This is a genomic window from Pantoea sp. PNA 14-12 (assembly GCF_004364735.1).
Classification (GTDB): Bacteria; Pseudomonadota; Gammaproteobacteria; order Enterobacterales; family Enterobacteriaceae; genus Pantoea; species Pantoea stewartii.
The window spans coordinates 139,373-156,889 of the sequence record NZ_SOAJ01000007.1 but is presented as its reverse complement, the minus strand read 5'-3'; the positions used below and the strand labels follow the sequence as shown (position 1 = coordinate 156,889).

At 55.2% G+C, this 17,517-nt stretch carries 10 protein-coding genes; 1 reads left to right on the top strand and 9 read right to left on the bottom strand.

All coding sequences use genetic code 11. The features are described from left to right. Positions 1–7: 7 nt before the first annotated feature. The 4 genes from malP to glpE all read right to left on the bottom strand — a co-directional run bounded on the left by malP (position 8) and on the right by glpE (position 4,538). Positions 8–2,413, bottom strand: coding sequence for a maltodextrin phosphorylase (gene malP / locus C7434_RS20255; protein WP_133745860.1), 2,406 nt, complete (start codon positions 2,411–2,413; stop codon positions 8–10). Positions 2,414–2,565: 152 nt separating this feature from the next. Beyond that, positions 2,566–3,324 (bottom strand): DeoR/GlpR family transcriptional regulator, encoded by a 759-nt coding sequence (locus C7434_RS20250; protein WP_006121023.1) that lies wholly within the window; start codon positions 3,322–3,324, stop codon positions 2,566–2,568. A gap of 39 nt (positions 3,325–3,363) precedes the next feature. After that, a complete protein-coding gene (glpG, locus tag C7434_RS20245; RefSeq protein ID WP_054632965.1) occupies positions 3,364–4,182 on the bottom strand; it encodes a rhomboid family intramembrane serine protease GlpG in 819 nt (272 codons plus the stop codon). A 29-nt stretch (positions 4,183–4,211) separates the two neighbouring features. Next, positions 4,212–4,538 carry a thiosulfate sulfurtransferase GlpE gene (gene glpE, locus C7434_RS20240; RefSeq protein WP_006121025.1) on the bottom strand — a complete coding sequence of 109 codons (327 nt, stop codon included), beginning with the start codon at positions 4,536–4,538 and terminating at the stop codon, positions 4,212–4,214. A gap of 231 nt (positions 4,539–4,769) precedes the next feature. Between glpE and glpD the strand changes: the two genes are divergently transcribed. Further along, on the top strand, positions 4,770–6,275 hold the full coding sequence (gene glpD / locus C7434_RS20235) for a glycerol-3-phosphate dehydrogenase (RefSeq protein WP_133745859.1): 1,506 nt from the start codon (positions 4,770–4,772) through the stop codon (positions 6,273–6,275). Positions 6,276–7,778: 1,503 nt separating this feature from the next. Here the strand turns inward: glpD and glgP are convergent. From glgP to glgB, 5 genes are all read right to left on the bottom strand, one after another. Beyond that, complete coding sequence (glgP, locus tag C7434_RS20225) at positions 7,779–10,226, bottom strand: glycogen phosphorylase (protein ID WP_033738164.1); 2,448 nt, start codon at positions 10,224–10,226, stop codon at positions 7,779–7,781. A gap of 18 nt (positions 10,227–10,244) precedes the next feature. Then, positions 10,245–11,678, bottom strand: coding sequence for a glycogen synthase GlgA (glgA, locus tag C7434_RS20220; protein ID WP_033738165.1), 1,434 nt, complete (start codon positions 11,676–11,678; stop codon positions 10,245–10,247). Positions 11,679–11,741: 63 nt separating this feature from the next. Continuing rightward, the gene (gene glgC / locus C7434_RS20215) at positions 11,742–13,034 is read right to left on the bottom strand and encodes a glucose-1-phosphate adenylyltransferase (protein ID WP_133745858.1); all 1,293 of its coding nucleotides are present in this window, start codon (positions 13,032–13,034) and stop codon (positions 11,742–11,744) included. A gap of 13 nt (positions 13,035–13,047) precedes the next feature. Then, positions 13,048–15,027 carry a glycogen debranching protein GlgX gene (gene glgX, locus C7434_RS20210; RefSeq protein WP_162835476.1) on the bottom strand — a complete coding sequence of 660 codons (1,980 nt, stop codon included), beginning with the start codon at positions 15,025–15,027 and terminating at the stop codon, positions 13,048–13,050. After that, complete coding sequence (glgB, locus tag C7434_RS20205) at positions 15,024–17,207, bottom strand: 1,4-alpha-glucan branching enzyme (RefSeq protein ID WP_039342704.1); 2,184 nt, start codon at positions 17,205–17,207, stop codon at positions 15,024–15,026. The genes glgX and glgB overlap by 4 nt, the downstream gene beginning before the upstream one ends. Between the last annotated feature and the right edge of the window lie 310 nt (positions 17,208–17,517).

Here is a 17,517-nt window from a genome sequence, read left to right as displayed (position 1 = left end):
CAATTCCTTAGCGTTGCGCCTGCCAGATGCGCTGTTGGTAGTCCCGAATCGAACGATCCGAACTAAAAAACCCGGCTCGTGCCGTATTGAGAATGGCGGCGCGCGTCCAGGCTTCCTGATCGCGCCATAACGCCTCAACGCGTTTTTGCGCATCGACGTAAGCCTGATAATCCGCCAGCACCAGCCAGGGATCGCCATTTTTTGTCAGACTCTCCAACATTAGGTCGAATGCATGCTTATCGCCATTACTGAACTTCCCTTTTTTCAGAGACGTCAGTAATTCATCCAGCTCTTTGTTATGCTTGCGGATCTTTTGCGGCTTGTAACCTGCCGCTTTAAGCGCCTTAACCTCATCCACGGTATGGCCGAAAATAAAGATGTTCTCTTCGCCGACCTGTTCGGCGATTTCTACATTCGCCCCATCCAGCGTGCCAATAGTGAGTGCGCCATTTAATGCCAGCTTCATGTTGCCTGTGCCTGAGGCTTCGTAGCCCGCTGTGGAGATCTGCTCCGACAGATCGGCAGCAGGGATCAGGTATTCGGCTGCCGTAATGCGGTAATCCGGCATAAAGACGACTTTGAGTTTGTCGCCAACAAGCGGGTCGTTATTCACCACGTCTGCCACCTTGTTGATGGCATAGATAATGTTTTTTGCCAGGTAATAACCCGGTGCGGCTTTGGCACCAAAGAGAAACACGCGGGGAATCATGCTGGCATCATCGGGATTATCGCGAACGCGTTTATAGCAGTGCAGAATATGCAACAGGCCTAAATGCTGACGCTTATACTCATGCAGTCGCTTGATCTGCACATCAAAGATCGCTTCTGGATTAACAAGGATGCCGGTGCGCTGCGCAATGTAGGTAGCCAGACGCGCTTTGTTATGGCGCTTAACCGCACGGAAGCGCTCACGGAAGGCAGGATCATCCGCACAGGGCTCCAGCCCCTGTAAGGCCGTCAGATTACTGACCCATTCGCATTGAAGCGTATCGTCAATCAGGCTCGACAGGGCGGGATTACACTGCTTAATCCAGCGGCGCGGCGTGATGCCGTTCGTGACATTGTGGAATTTTTGCGGCCAAAGCTGATGGTACTCGGGGAAAAGATCGGTCACGACCAGGCCGGAATGCAGGGCCGCCACGCCATTCACTGCAAAACCGCTCACCACGCACAGGTTTGCCATGCGCACCTGACCATCGGCCACCACTGCCAGCTTCTTCCATATCGCTTTATCACCTGGCCAGCGCTGTTTAACCTGCTGTTTCAGGCGGCGATTAATCTCTTTGATAATGACCATATGACGCGGCAGCACACTGCGCATCAGCTTTTCATCCCAGCGTTCCAGCGCTTCAGGCATTAAGGTGTGATTGGTATAGGCAAACACGCGGCTGGTGATATGCCAGGCCTCATCCCAACTCAGCTGATGCGCATCCAGCAATACACGCAGCATTTCCGGTATAGCGATGGTGGGATGCGTATCGTTTAGCTGGATCACTTCATGGTCTGGCAGGGCATGGATTCTGCGCCCTGCCTGATGATGACGTCGCAAAATATCCGCCACTGCGCAGGCACACTGAAAATATTGCTGCATCAGGCGCAGGCGTTTTCCCTGTGGGTGATTATCGTTGGGATAAAGCACTTTGGTCAGGCTGGCGGCATCAATCCCCTGCTGTTCAGCCTGTAAAAACTTACCATCGTTAAACAGCGTCAGGTCAAAAGGATGTTCGCTGGTGGCTTTCCACAGCCGTAACGGCAGTGTCACCCCGTTACGGTATCCCGTGATCGGCAGATCCCAGGCTTCCCCGCGAAGATAAAGGGCAGGTATCCATTCCAGGCGACCTTCATCGCGCTTGATCACTTTTCCACCCAGCCCGACACGCACATCCAGCGCTGCGTTATGGCGAAACCAGGGATAGGTGTCGCGCTCCCAGTCATCCGGTTCTTCAACCTGTTTGCCCTCTGCGAAACGCTGGCGGAACAGGCCATATTGATAATTCAGCCCATGTCCGGTTGCAGGCTGGCCTGCCGTCGCCATGGCGTCCATGTAACAGGCCGCCAGCCTTCCCAGGCCGCCGTTACCTAAGGCTGGATCGACCTCTTCTTCCAGCAGTTCGCTCAGCTCAACCTGATGTTCAGCCAGCAGGGCTTTTACCTCATCAAACCAGCCCAGATTAAGCAGGTTATTGCCCGTAAGACGTCCCAGCAGAAATTCCATCGACAGATAGTTCACATGACGTTGTGGCGAGAGGGATCGGGCGGTGGGCTGCACACTGATCACATCATTCATTGCGGCACTGAGTGCCTGCCACCACTGATGCGGCGTCATTTGCCTGGCGGAGGTGTAGCCAAGATGTTGCCATTGGCGGGTTAATGCAGCCTGAAAGCGGGATTTATTGAATTTCTGCTGTGGCATATCACTCCCTTTGTATCCATATGGGTAAGGTAAACATGGCATGCGCATGGGCCGGCAACATGGCCAGCGACCGTTTTAATTAAATACGTGAGTGCGGGAAAAAGCGACAGACTGAGGTAAAAAACGCCAGTTTACTCACTGGCGGGCAGGAATTAGCAAAGTTCGAGGTGAACGTCGTGCTGTTCAATCACCTTCATGACGCTGGCGGGCGGCATTTTATCGGTATAAAGATAATCAAGCTGGCTCATATTGCCCAGGTTGACCATGGCATTACGTCCAAATTTCGAGTGATCCACAACCAGCATGACACAGCGTGAGTTCTCGATGATGGCGCGCTTGGTGCGCACCTCGTGGTAGTCGAACTCCAGCAGTGATCCGTCCATATCAATGCCGCTAATCCCGAGGATGCCGTAATCAAGGCGAAACTGTGAAATAAAGTCCAGCGTCGCTTCGCCCATGACCGCGCCGTCACGGGTACGTACTTCGCCACCCGCAATAATGACTCTGAAGTCCGGTTTGCCCATCAACAGCATGGCTACGTTCAGGTTGTTCGTCACCACGCGCAGATCGCTGTGGCCCAGCAGCGCATGCGCCACCGCTTCCGGCGTAGTGCCGATATCAATAAACAGCGTTGCGCCGTCGGGAATCTGGCTGGCAACGCGCTGGGCAATGCGCGCTTTTTCGGCCGACCACATCATTTTACGGTCCTGCCAGGCGGTGTTCTCCGAGCTGGAGGGCAAAGCCGCCCCACCGTGGTGCCGTTGAATTTTATTTTGATCGGCAAGGTCGTTTAAATCACGACGAATCGTTTGTGGGCTGACTTCAAAATGGTCGACCAGCTCCTCAGTACTGACATATCCCTGACGCCGAACCAGATCAATAATGGCGTCATGACGTTGCGTCTGCTTCACATTCCTCTCCTGTTTCGGGCTTATTCTTCTTCGTTGTGACTAGCGTTTTTTCTTGCGCGTATCAACAAATGCCATCGCCAGGCCAACCAGTAGCCCACCCACGTGCGCGGCGTTGGCGATGGCCAGACCAAAGGCCCCAAACCAGCCGACCACCAGCCAGACGAGGGCAAATCCGATTAACCCGCGCTCCAGACAGATACCACTCTCAGGATCGCGTTCGCCACGCAGCCAGCAATATCCCATTAATGCATAGACCACGCCGGACAGACCACCAAACCAGATGCCGCTGAACTTTGCCTGCAGCCAGCCACTGAGCAGGGCGGAGATCAGTAAAATGACAAAAAGTTTGCCGCTGCCTAACCGTTTTTCTACCGCTCCGCCGAGATACCACCACCACATCAGGTTAAACAGGATATGCAGCAGCGAAAAATGCAGCAACGCATGACTAAACCAGCGCCAGACCTCAAAGTGCTGATCGGCATCGGGCCAGGCTAACCAGTACATTACGGTGCGATCGCCCAGCACCTGCATCAGAATAAAGACGGCGATACAGGCCAGCATCACGACGGTCGTCAATGGTCCGGCCCGCTCACGTATGTTTGCCCAGATGTTGCTGCGCTCATAGCGCAGGCCGCTGTCGGTTTTACCACTTTGCCAGCTCGCTGCCAGGTAGCGCGGATGATTGGGATCGCGCACGAACGCCTGAAGTTCGTTTTCGACCATTGAAAGCTGACTTTCATCATCCAGCACAATGACATAGTGACTTTCATGCTCAATACGCAATTTCACGCCACGCGTCGCCATGTAGTCAACAAAAGCCTGCGCCATGCGCGGCTGATTAAATTGGGTAATGCGCATTACTCACTCTCCGTGTTACGCCCGCTTATTTATTCAGCGCCGCTGGCAACCTGTTGAGGAAAGGCGGCGCGCCAGGCGTCAAATCCGCCATCTATACTGTAAGCCGTGGCAAATCCCTGACCATGCAGATAGTCCGCCGCGCCCTTACTGCTGTTGCCGTGATAGCACATCACCAGTACAGGCAGGCTCATGTCAGTGGTGCTGATGAAATCATTGAGGTTGCTGTTCGACAAATGCAAGGCGCCGCGAGCATGGCCGAGTGCAAAACTTTGCGCATCGCGAATATCCACCAGCACTGCGCCCTGCTCAAGATGCGCCTGCGCCTGGTGAACATCGATACATTGGTAGGTTTCCATGGTGTCTCTCATCATGTTTCATCATCAAAATGACAGCTAGTGTAACCCGATAATCCTCGGCAATAACCTGACAATAATTGTGGCTACTCACCTTTCCGCACACATAATGTTATCCATATCACGCAAAATTGTTTTTAAGCGGTTAAATACTGGCATCAATGTTGGTTTGCGATTATGATTATGCTCGAAAACGAACATAAGTGAACTATTCCGAACATCGGAGGAGACAACGTGGAAACCAAAGACCTGATCGTTATCGGCGGCGGCATCAACGGTGCTGGCATCGCAGCAGACGCTGCAGGACGCGGACTGTCGGTGTTAATGCTAGAGGCGCGGGACCTGGCTTGCGCGACCTCTTCCGCCAGTTCAAAACTGATTCATGGTGGCCTGCGCTACCTTGAACATTATGAGTTTCGTCTGGTAAGTGAAGCGCTGGCTGAGCGCGAAGTGCTGCTAAAAATGGCACCGCATATCGCGTTCCCGATGCGTTTCCGCCTGCCGCACCGTCCGCATCTGCGCCCGGCCTGGATGATTCGCACCGGTCTGTTCATGTATGACCACCTGGGCAAACGCACCAGCCTGCCGGGCAGTAAAAGCCTGACCTTTGGGCCGGATTCGGCGCTGAAGCCTGAAATTAAACGTGGTTTCGAGTATTCCGACTGCTGGGTCGATGATGCCCGTATGGTCGTCCTCAATGCGCAGGAAGTGGTTAAGCATGGCGGTGAAGTGCGCACCCGTACCCGCGTTACCCGCGCGTGGCGTGAAAATGGCCTGTGGATGGTCGAAGCAGAAGACATTGACAGCGGCAAAACCTTGACCCGGCAGGCCAAAGGTCTGGTCAACGCAGCCGGCCCCTGGGTTAAGCAATTCTTTGACGACGGGCTGGCGCTGAAGTCGCCCTACGGTATCCGCCTGATCAAAGGCAGCCATATCGTGGTGCCACGCGTTCACAATGAGAAGCAGGCTTATATCCTGCAAAACGAAGATAACCGCATTGTGTTTGTCATTCCGTGGATGGACGAGTTTTCCATCATCGGCACAACCGACGTGGAATATAAAGGCGATCCGAAAAATGTCGCTATTGACGACAACGAAATCGACTACATCCTGAAAGTGTACAACGGCCACTTTAAAAAGCAGTTAACGCCTGACGATATCGTCTGGACCTATTCCGGCGTGCGCCCGCTGTGTGATGATGAATCGGATTCGCCGCAGGCCATCACCCGTGACTACACGCTGGACGTCCGTGATGAAAACGGTAAAACGCCATTACTGTCGGTCTTTGGCGGTAAATTAACGACCTATCGCAAGCTGGCTGAGCATGCGATGGAGAAACTGGCGAAGTATTATCCCAAGGCTGGCCCGGCCTGGACGAAGAACTGCGTATTGCCCGGCGGTAATATCTCTGGCACCAGTGATGACTACGCTGCCAGCCTGCGCCGCCGTTATCCGTTTATTACTGAAAACATGGCGCGCCACTATTCCCGCACTTACGGCAGCAACACGGAACTGCTGCTCAACGATGCAACGTCGCTGGAAGATCTGGGTGAGAACTTTGGCCACGAGTTTTATGAGGCCGAACTGCGTTACCTTGTTCAGCATGAATGGGTGCGTGAAGTCGACGACGCTATCTGGCGCCGCACCAAGCAAGGTATGTGGCTCAATGAAGCTCAGCAGGCCCGTATCGCTGAGTGGCTGGCGGAGAAGGCCAAGCCGACGCTGTCGCTGGCCTCGTAACAGCGCGTGAGCGCTGAGCGTGCGGCACAACAGGTTACGGCCTGTTGTGCCGTTTTTTTTTGCCTGCGCGGTCCTTTCGCTCGTTCAGATTACCGCCAGGACGTCATGTGAGCTCATCCTGAAATCCCTCATCCGCTCAGCGGGTGGGAAGGCCGCCCAACTCCCCCGCTTTGAGATTTGCGCCTGCTCAGGCGTTTTTATTGCTTTGGATACCGATAATTGATGCTTGTGCGAGAAGTCTTTTCAGGCACTGAGAAGGTTTGAGTCGCTGACAGCTTATGAAGCGCTGAGAGGGTTTCGCTCGCCAGACGGCCTGGAGTTTCAGCCAGCCCGGTGCGGGCGACCGACAAGGGGCCGCCAGCCGCCGCGGCCCCTTGACCCCGGGCTCCCGTCCTGCCCACCCGCCGCTTCGCGGTGCCTTCGCTCCTTCAGGATTTCTGCGGACCGCCAGGACGCGCCATCCGTGGCGCGGCCCGGCTCTCGCCGACGTCCTGTCGGCTCATCCGGAAATCCCTCATCCGCTCAGCGGGTGGGAAGGCCGCCCCAACCCCCCGCTTCACTATCTCTGTGTTAAAGCCACTTCCGGTGTCGCTGTAGGTGACCGGAAAGTCCTACAGTCTGCTGGTTTTGAATCAATGCCTGTTTATAAAAACTTTTTTGAATCCCACTGCACACATTCACTACAGACAACACCCGCTTTTAAAAGAAACCAGGACTGACAGGCGGGGGTTTTTCTGCCGGCATCCGGCGCGCTGAGGAGGGAACGGAGGCCAGGACGGAGCGGCAGGGATGCCGCGCAGAGGACGGCTGCGCCAGGGACGGCGCATCCGGACGGTCCGTCAGGCCGGAGTGAGAGACGAAGGAACAGCGACGGCTGCCGGCCGCCGGGATTGTTAAGGGGCTGGCGCAAGCCCCTTAACCCGGCCGCCTGCACGGACTGGCTGAAACTGCCATCGCCTGGCGGGCGGAAAATTCCCCGATGCAGGACCGTAATCTTCCCGCCCCGCGGCCAAACAGACAAATCCTCAGACAACACCACACCACATCAGTAACACGATCCCACAGGCAGGGGGTTCCTGCCGGCATCCGGCGCGCTGAGGAGGGAACGGAGGCCAGGACGGCGCATCCGGACGGTCCGTCAGGCCGCAGTGAGTGACGAAGGAACAGCGACGGCTGACGGCCGCCGGGATTGTTAAGGGGCTGGCGCAAGCCCCTTAACCCGGCCGCCTGCACGGACTGGCTGAAACTGCCATCGCCTGGCGGGCGGAAAACTCCCGGTGTACGACCGTAATCTCCCCCGCTCCGCGAGCAAAATATTCCCGGCGCACAACCGTAATCTCCCCCGCCCGGCGGGCAAAATATTCCCGGCGCACGACCGTAATCTCCCGCGCCCCGCGGGCAAAATACTCCCGGCGCACAACCGTAAACCCTCACCCCACGAACAACGCCCCCAATAAAAAAGGGGCTGTCACCAGCCCCCTCAATATCAACTTTACCGCCAGACTACAGCCTCACCGGCGAAATATTCCAGATCTCATCCGCATACTCCTGAATCGTGCGGTCAGACGAGAAATAGCCCATGCCAGCGATATTCATGGCGGCGCGGCGCTGCCATTCGTCTGGCTGACGATACAGTTCATCGACCTTATCCTGCGTATCCACATAACTGCGGTAATCCGCCAGCAACTGGTAGTGATCGCCAAAGTTCACCAGCAAATCGAACAGGTTACGGTAGCGGCCCGGATCCTGCGGGCTAAAGACACCCGAGGCGAGCTGGGTCAGCACCTGGTGCAGTTCGGCATCTTCTTCATAGTACTTACGCGGGTTGTAGCCTGCCTGACGCAAGGCTTCGACCTGCGGAGTGGTGTTACCAAAAATAAAGAAGTTTTCTTTGCCCACATGCTCCAGCATTTCGACGTTGGCACCGTCCAGCGTGCCAATGGTCAGCGCACCGTTGAGGGCAAATTTCATGTTACTGGTGCCCGAGGCTTCGGTACCTGCTGTCGAGATTTGCTCAGAGAGATCGGCCGCCGGAATAATAATCTGCGCCAGACTCACGCTGTAGTTAGGGATAAAGACGACCTTCAGCTTATTTTTAACCTGAGGATCATTGTTAATCACCTTCGCCACATCGTTAATCAAATGGATAATGTGCTTGGCAACGTAGTACGCCGAAGCCGCTTTACCCGCAAAAATATTCACGCGCGGCACCCACTCGGCATCGGGATCGGCCTTGATGCGGTTGTAACGGGTAATCACGTGCAGGACGTTAAGTAACTGGCGCTTATACTCATGAATACGCTTGATCTGAACGTCGAACAACGCGTTAGGATCGATCACCACATCGAGGTTTTTCGCCACCCAGACGGCGAGCCGTTTTTTGTTTTCCAGCTTGGCATCCGCCACTTTCTCAATAAAGGCCGGGTAATCGATACAGGCTTTCAGCTCGCTGAGCTGGCTTAAATCTGTCCGCCAGTTACGACCAATCTGCTCATCCAGTAATTCAGACAGAGGTGGGTTTGCCAGCGCCAGCCAGCGGCGCGGCGTAACGCCATTGGTTTTGTTGCAGAAACGGCCGGGGAACAGGCGGGAGAAATCGGCAAACAGGGACTGAACCATCAGGTTCGAGTGCAGCTCTGAAACGCCATTGACCTTGTGACTGACGACCACGGCCAGCCAGGCCATGCGCACCCGGCGCCCGTCGTTCTCATCAATGATAGAAATGCGCGACAGCAGATCCCAGTCGTCAGGATAATATTCCTGAATCGTTTTAAGGAAAAAGTCGTTGATTTCAAAAATGATGCTGAGGTGGCGCGGCAGGATCTTGCCAATCATATCTACCGGCCAGGTTTCCAGCGCTTCGCTCATCAAGGTGTGGTTGGTATACGAAAACACCTGGCAGCACACATCGAACGCATCATCCCAGGTAAATTTATGCTCATCAATCAACAACCGCATCAGCTCGGGAATCGCCAGCACCGGATGGGTGTCATTGAGGTGAATGGCAATTTTGTCCGCCAGGTTGCCCCAGGTCCGGTGCATCGTCCAGTGACGATTCAGAATGTCCTGCACGGTAGCCGACACGAGGAAATATTCCTGGCGCAAACGCAGTTCCCGACCGGAATAGGTTGAGTCGTCGGGGTAAAGCACGCGGGACACGTTTTCTGAGTGGTTCTTGTCTTCCACAGCCGCAAAATAGTCACCCTGATTGAATTTACCCAGGTTGATTTCGTTACTGGCCTGCGCGCCCCACAAACGTAACGTGTTAGTAGAATCCGTATCGTAGCCGGGGATGATTTGATCGTAGGCCATAGCCAGAATCTCTTCGGTTTCCAGCCAGCGAACCTTGGCCCCTTCGTGCTGAACACGGCCACCGAAGCGAACTTTATAACGGGTGTTGAAACGCTGGAACTCCCACGGGTTGCCGTATTCAAGCCAGTAATCCGGTGACTCTTTCTGCTCGCCATCCACAATATTCTGTTTGAACATGCCGTAATCGTAGCGAATGCCGTAGCCGCGGCCCGGCATACCGAGCGTTGCCAGCGAGTCCAGGAAGCAGGCCGCGAGGCGACCCAGGCCACCGTTACCCAGACCGGGATCGTTCTCTTCTTCCATCAACTCGGCCAGATCGAGGCCCATTTCGTCGAGCGCCAGATTGAGATCGTCGTAGATCCCCATCGCCAGCAGAGCATTGCCCAACGTGCGCCCCATCAGAAATTCCATCGACAGGTAATAAACCTGCCGCACATCCTGAGAAAGTTGCGCGCGGTTAGAGCGCAGCCAGCGCTCAACCATACGATCGCGCACGGCCAGCAGTGCGGCGTTCAGCCATTCGTGTTTATTCGCAATGGAAGGGTCTTTACCAATGGTGAACATCAGTTTGTATGCAATTGAGTGCTTTAAAGCATCAACCGTCAACGTAGGTGAAGCGTAAGTGAATGGTGTATTCATTTTCAGTTTCCCAATCCGTTACAACAAACGTTGATAAAGATCGCGGTAGGCTTGAGCGGCGACCTGCCAGCTAAAATCCATCCCCATCGCCTGACGCTGCACATAACGCCACAGTGAAGGGCGAGACCACAACACAAACGCGCGACGAATGGCCCTTAATAAAGACCAGGCATTACTGTCTTCAAAACTGAATCCACTGGCAATACCATCCGCAAGGTTTTCCAGCGAACTGTCGTTTACCGTATCGGCCAGGCCGCCCGTGCGACGCACTAATGGCAGGGTGCCATATTTCAGCCCGTAGAGCTGTGTCAGACCACAAGGCTCGAAGCGGCTTGGCACCATGATGACATCCGCGCCGCCAACAATGCGATGCGAAAACGCTTCGTGGTAGCCAATCTGTACGCCAACACTGCCGGGATGTTCCGCCGCAGCGGCCAGAAAACCCTGTTGCAGTTCGGCATCACCTTGCCCTAACAGCACCAGTTGTCCGCCCTGAGCCAGCAAACCGGGCAGCGCTTCCAGTACCAGATCCAGCCCTTTCTGCCGGGTCAGGCGGCTGATCACGGCAAAAACGGGGGCTTTGTCGTCCACCTTCAGTCCCATTGCCACCTGCAGCTGACGCTTGTTTTCCGCTTTGGCTTCCAGCGTATCGCGGTTATAGCGTGAGCTCAGCAGCAGATCATGGGAGGGATCCCAGATTGCCGGATCGACACCATTTAACACACCGCTTAAACGCCCTTCGCGCATCCGTTGGGCCAGCAGGGTTTCCATGCCGTAACCGTATTCGGGCGTGGTGATTTCATGCGCATAGGTTGGGCTTACGGCCGTCACATGATCTGCGTAAAACAGGCCCGCTTTCAGATACGAGATCTGTCCAAAAAACTCCAGGCCGTACATATTAAAAAAGGATTGTGGCAGTTGAATCTGATCCAGATGATGCGCGGAAAACAGTCCCTGATAGGCCAGGTTATGCACGGTGAAAACGGATTTTGCAGGCCGTCCACGCGCTTCAAGATAGGCACAGGTCAGCCCTGCATGCCAGTCGTGTGCGTGGACGATATCGGGCCGCCAGTAGCTGTCCAGACCGCAGCCTAACTCACAGCCCATCCACCCCAGTAAAGCAAAGCGTAAATAGTTGTCGACGTAGGCAAACTGCGATTCATCATGATAAGGACTACCCGGACGATCATAGAGATCAGGGGCATCAATTAGGTAAATGCCTACCCCATCAAACTGCCCAAACAGTAAGCGAACGGGCCCGGCAAACGTCTGCAACTCCGCCACCAACTGCGTATCCGGTATTCCTTTACGTAATGCAGGAAACGCGGGAAGTAACACTCGCGTATCTGTTCCACCCGCAATTTGTGCCTGAGGTAATGCCCCGACTACATCAGCCAGCCCGCCCGTTTTCAACAGCGGGAAAAGTTCTGAACAGACATGTAAAACCTGCATCCTCGACCTCATTAAGTTACCAGGCACGATCCTCGTGCCGATGGGTTGTGTGCCGCTTGTCGTTTATTGTCCCGCACTACTGAGTTTGGCCAGCATGGCGCGGGTCACCAGTACAATGCCTTCTTCTGAACGGAAAAAGCGGCGGCTGTCTTCATCAGGGTTTTCACCAATCACCATCCCTTCTGGCAACACACAGGCGCGGTCAATGACGCAGCGGCGCAGACGACAGGATCGGCCAACCACCACATCAGGCAGCAGTACCGTTGAATCAATGTTGCAAAATGAGTTCACCCGCACGCGGGAAAACATAACCGAATTCACGACCACCGAGCCCGAAATAATGCAGCCGCCAGAGACCAGGGAATTCATTGTCATACCATGGCTACCGGAACGGTCCTGGACAAACTTCGCCGGGGGTAAGGGTTCCATATGGGTACGAATCGGCCAGCTGCTGTCGTACATATCCAGTTCCGGTGTGACCGAGGCCAAATCGAGGTTCGCACGCCAGTAAGCCTCCAGCGTACCGACATCCCGCCAGTAAGGCGGAGCCTCGTGATCGTTTTGCACACAAGAGATCGCAAATGAATGGGCGTAGCCCTCACCACTTTCTACGACCTTCGGCAAAATATCTTTGCCGAAATCGTGGCTTGAACCGGCCTGATGCAGATCGTCCTCCAGCAAACCATAGAGATACTCGGCGTCGAAAACGTAAATCCCCATGCTGGCGAGCGATTTTGTGTCATCGCCCGGCATGGTTGGCGGCTTCGGCGGCTTCTCCACGAAATCGATTACTTTATTGTTTCCGTCAACCGCCATCACACCAAACGCGGTCGCCTCTGCGACGGGCACCGGCAGACACGCGATCGTGCAGCGGGCATCGTTCAGCACGTGATCCAGCAGCATTCTGGAGTAATCCATTTTGTAGATGTGATCGCCTGCCAGGATAACCACATACTGCGCGTTGTAACGCCGGATAACGTCGAGGTTCTGGGTCACCGCATCCGCTGTGCCGCGATACCAGTGCTCGGTGGAAAACCGCTGCTGAGCCGGAAGCAGATCAACAAATTCATTCATCTCTTCGTTGAAGATAGACCAACCACGCTGAATATGTTGAGTTAACGTATGAGATTGATACTGCGTAATGACGCCGATACGGCGAATGCCGGAGTTAACACAGTTGGAGAGCGCAAAATCGATAATGCGGAATTTGCCGCCAAAATGAACGGCGGGCTTGGCGCGTTTGGCGGTCAGATCCACCAGGCGCGTCCCGCGTCCTCCAGCGAGTACAAGGGCGATGGTTTGTGTAGGGAGCTGGCGCGCCAGCATAAGATGTTCTGCTCTTTCTAATTTAACCATGTCTGACTCCTTATCATTGCTTTTGGAACACACACACAGCGTGTGCGGGACCATGCCAGACAGTTAATCGGATGGGGTTACATTCCCCGGTAAAAGGAGGAAGGACGTGCCATTCTCCGTCTGGTAAGGCGATATCACATTGCGTATCTGTCGCATTTATTGTTATTAACCAGCAACCAGAGAGCAGAATTTGCAACCTGCGCATGCCCTGCTTCCAGCCGCCTTCATCCACAGGTTTACCCTGGTCATCCAGCCACTCGACATTGCCGTCCTCGTTCTGCCACCAGCTATCCGCAGTGAGTGCCGGAATGCGCTTACGCAGGTGAATCAGCGATGCGGTAAAGTCGACAAGGCCTTTTTCTTCATCGTCCCACTTGAGCCAGGTCAGTGGGTTGTCCTGGCAGTAGGCATTATTGTTGCCGTGCTGGGTTTGACCACGCTCGTCCCCGGCCAGCAGCATCGGTGTGCCCTGAGCAAGCAACAACGTCGTCAGCAGCGCTTCCGTGCTGCGCCTGCGGCGCTGGGCCACATCCGCACTGACCACCAATCCTTCTGTACCATGGTTATGGCTGTAATTGTTACCGTGTCCGTCACGGTTTTGTTCGCCGTTGGCTTCATTATGTTTTTGACTGAAGCTCACCAGATCGCGCAGCGTGAAACCATCATGCGCGGTGATCATATTCAGGCTGGCATGGGGCTTGCGGCCATTGTGCTGAAAAAGGTCGCTTGAGGCGGCAAACCGGCGGACAAAATCCCCCATCGTCACATCCCCATGCAGCCACGTCCGGCGGGCCGTATCACGAAACTGATCGTTCCATTCAGCAAACTGTGCGGGGAAATTCCCTACCTGATAACCATTGGGGCCAATATCCCAGGGCTCGGCAATCAGTTTAACCGTTGACAGGATCGGGCAGGCGCGCATGGCCTCGAACAGCGCGGCGTCGCGATGGTAATCAGGCTCACGCCCCAGAACCGGTGCCAGATCAAAGCGAAAGCCATCCACGTGGCAGACGCGCACCCAGTAGCGCAACGCCTCCAGTATCCAGTTCATGACCTGAGGATGGCTGAGATTGAGTGTGTTACCGCAGCCAGTCCAGTTGTGATAACCGCCCTGGTCGTCGAGCCAGTAATAGCTGGCATTGTCGATGCCGCGAAAGGATATTGTCGGCCCGGTCTCATCCAGTTCTGCTGTATGGTTAAACACCACGTCCAGGAGCACTTCGATGCCCGCAGCATGCAGGCGCTTCACCGTCTGCTGAAACTCCTGCAGCGGAGACAGCCCATCCTGGCCGGAAGCATAACGAGGATCGACCGCCCAGAGGGCAAAAGGGTTATAGCCCCAGTAGTTGGTTAAGCCCAGACGCAACAGGCGCGGCTCGCTGGCAAAGTGGGCCACAGGCAGTAACTCGATAGCCGTAATGCCCAGTTGGAGCAGGTAATCGATCATCACAGGATGCGCCAGTGCGGCATAAGTGCCACGCAGTGCCTCAGGAATACCGGGATGCAGCTGGGTCAAACCGCGAACATGGGCTTCATAAATCACGCTGCTGCCCCATGGCGTGCGCGGTGCCTGATCTCCCTGCCAGTCGAAATCCTCCATCACCACGACAGATTTGGGTGCCAGCGCCGCGTTATCGCGTGTGTCGGGCTCCCTGTAGCCACAGTGGAAACGCGGATCGTCGGGGATGTCGCCCAGCACCGCTTTGGCACAGGGATCGACCAGCAGCCTGGCGGGATTGAAAACATGCCCCGCCTGCGGTGCCCAGGGGCCATAAACCCGGTAACCATAGCGCTGTCCGGGCTGGACGCCCGGGAGATAACCGTGCCAGATATCGCCGCTACGCGCAGGGAGTCCAACGCGCTGCTCAAGCCCGTTCTCGTCGAACAGGCAGAGTTCAACGCGCTCAGCATGATGGGAGAACAGCGTAAAGTTTACGCCCTTCCCGTCATAGCTGGCACCCAGCGGGTGGGGATGTCCGGCACGCACGATCATTCTCCCTCCCGCACCAACCATACCGTCGCCAGCGGCGGTAAGTTCAGGCTCAGTGACTGGGGACGACCGTGGCTTTCCTGCTGATCGGTATGGACACGATGATTACGTACGTCGCTGCCGTGATAGTCATGCTGATCGGTATTGATGACTTCGCGCCAGCTGCCCGCCTGATTGACGCCAAAGCGATAGCCCGGCCGCGGTACAGGCGTAAAGTTGCTGACGACAATGATTTCATTGCCTTCACGATCGCGACGCACAAAGGCAAAAACTGAATGTTCGGCGTCATCCACCACCAGCCATTCGAATCCGGCCGGATCGAAATCAAGCTGATGAAGCGGGGTGTAATATTGGTAGGTATGGTTCAAATCACGCACCAGACGCTGCACACCGTGGTGCCAGTTGTCTTCCCCTTCCAGCAAATGCCAGTCCAGGCTGACATCATGGTTCCACTCTTTGCCCTGTGCGAATTCGTTGCCCATAAACAGCAGTTTTTTACCCGGGAACGCCCACATCCAGCCGTAGTAGGCGCGGAGGTTGGCAAATTTTTGCCAGGCGTCGCCGGGCATGCGATCCAGGATAGAGCGTTTACCATGCACTACCTCGTCGTGGGACAACGGCAGGACAAAGTTTTCGCTGTAGTTGTACATGATGCCGAAGCTCATCAGGTTGTGATGGTAACGGCGATGAACGGGATCGAGCTTCATGTAGTCGAGCGTGTCATGCATCCAGCCCAGATTCCATTTGTACCAGAATCCCAGGCCGCCGCTTTCAGGAGGACGTGAAACGCCGGGATAATCGGTAGACTCTTCGGCCATCGTCACCGTACCGGGCGCGACATGCCCCAGCGTGCGGTTGGTGTAGCGCAGGAAGTTAATCGCTTCGAGATTTTCCCGACCGCCATATTGATTGGGGATCCATTCGCCCTCGGCGCGGCTGTAATCGCGATAGATCATTGAAGCAACGGCATCCACGCGCAGACCATCAATACCAAAACGTTCCAGCCAGTAAAGCGCGTTGCCTGACAGATAGTTACTGACTTCGCGGCGACCAAAGTTGTAAATCAATGTGTTCCAGTCCTGATGGTAGCCTTCACGCGGATCGCTGTGTTCGTACAGTTCTGTGCCATCGTATTTCGCCAGGCCAAAGTCATCGCTGGGGAAATGGCCTGGCACCCAGTCCAGCAGAACGTTGAGTCCCGCCGCATGGGCCGCCTCGATAAAGTGACGGAAATCATCCCGGGTGCCAAAACGGCGCGTGGGCGCATACATGCCCAGCGGCTGATAGCCCCAACTGCCGTCAAAAGGATGCTCATTGATGGGCAGCAATTCGATATGGGTAAACCCCATCTCTTTCACGTAAGGCACCAGCTGTTCAGCCAGCTCTTTGTAGCTGAGCCAGAAGTTGTTGTCGGTATGGCGACGCCACGATCCCAGGTGAACTTCGTAAATAGAAACAGGCTTGTCGAAGCCATTGGCCGCTTTACGGGCCTCGGACATCTCGACTTTTTCTGGCAGGCCACAAATCATCGAGGCCGTTTGTGGCCGCATTTGCGCCTCAAAGGCATAGGGATCGGCTTTGATTCGCAACTGACCCTGCGCATCAATGATTTCAAATTTATAGAGCTGCCCGTTAATGGCCCCGGGAACAAACAGCTCCCAGACCCCCATTTCCTGGCGCAAACGCATCGGATGGCGACGGCCATCCCAAAAGTTGAAATCACCGACAACGGAGACACGACGCGCATTAGGAGCCCAGACGCAGAAACGCGTGCCGATGACGCCATCAATCACATCACCATGCGCGCCCAGGGTTTCATAAGGCCGAAGGTGAGTCCCTTCCGCCAGCAGCCACAAATCCATCTCCTGCAACAGAGGACCAAAGCGGTAAGCATCATCGATGAGGTTTTGCTGACCATGCCAGTTCACAGCCAGTTGATAGCGAAAGGGATTCTTACGACGAGGAATAACGCCGCTGAAAAACCCGCGCGCGTCATCGCATTTCAGTTGAGCAAGCTTACGTCCTGTGGAGGTTTCGATAACCCAGACTTCAAGGGCCTCGGGGAGCAACGCCCGCACTTCAAGACCGTTTTCCGTTTTATGCATCCCCAGCAGCGAAAAGGGGTCGGAATAGTTACCCGCAAAAAGGGCATTGATCGCCTGGCGATCGGGTAGCTCTGACATGACTTTCTTCCTGTGATAGTTGGCAGGCTAAAAGACCACGATGCACGCGCTATCGCATATCTCTTGCGCTGCTCTTCATTGAGCCATGAGTACAGCGGCGTGGGCGCCAGCAAAAAACGCTTGTCACCACGCGCCTCCTTAAATCACAACCAGTAAGCATTAAGCCTGTCTGCTTGATGCCAATCCCGCAGTATCACCAGACGACTATCCGGCACTCCGAGACATTAGATAATTTTGACTTTTCCCTAGCGTCCGGTTCCTGATGCAATCCTGCGCCATTCGGACGATTTTCCTGTATACCGTCGACTTC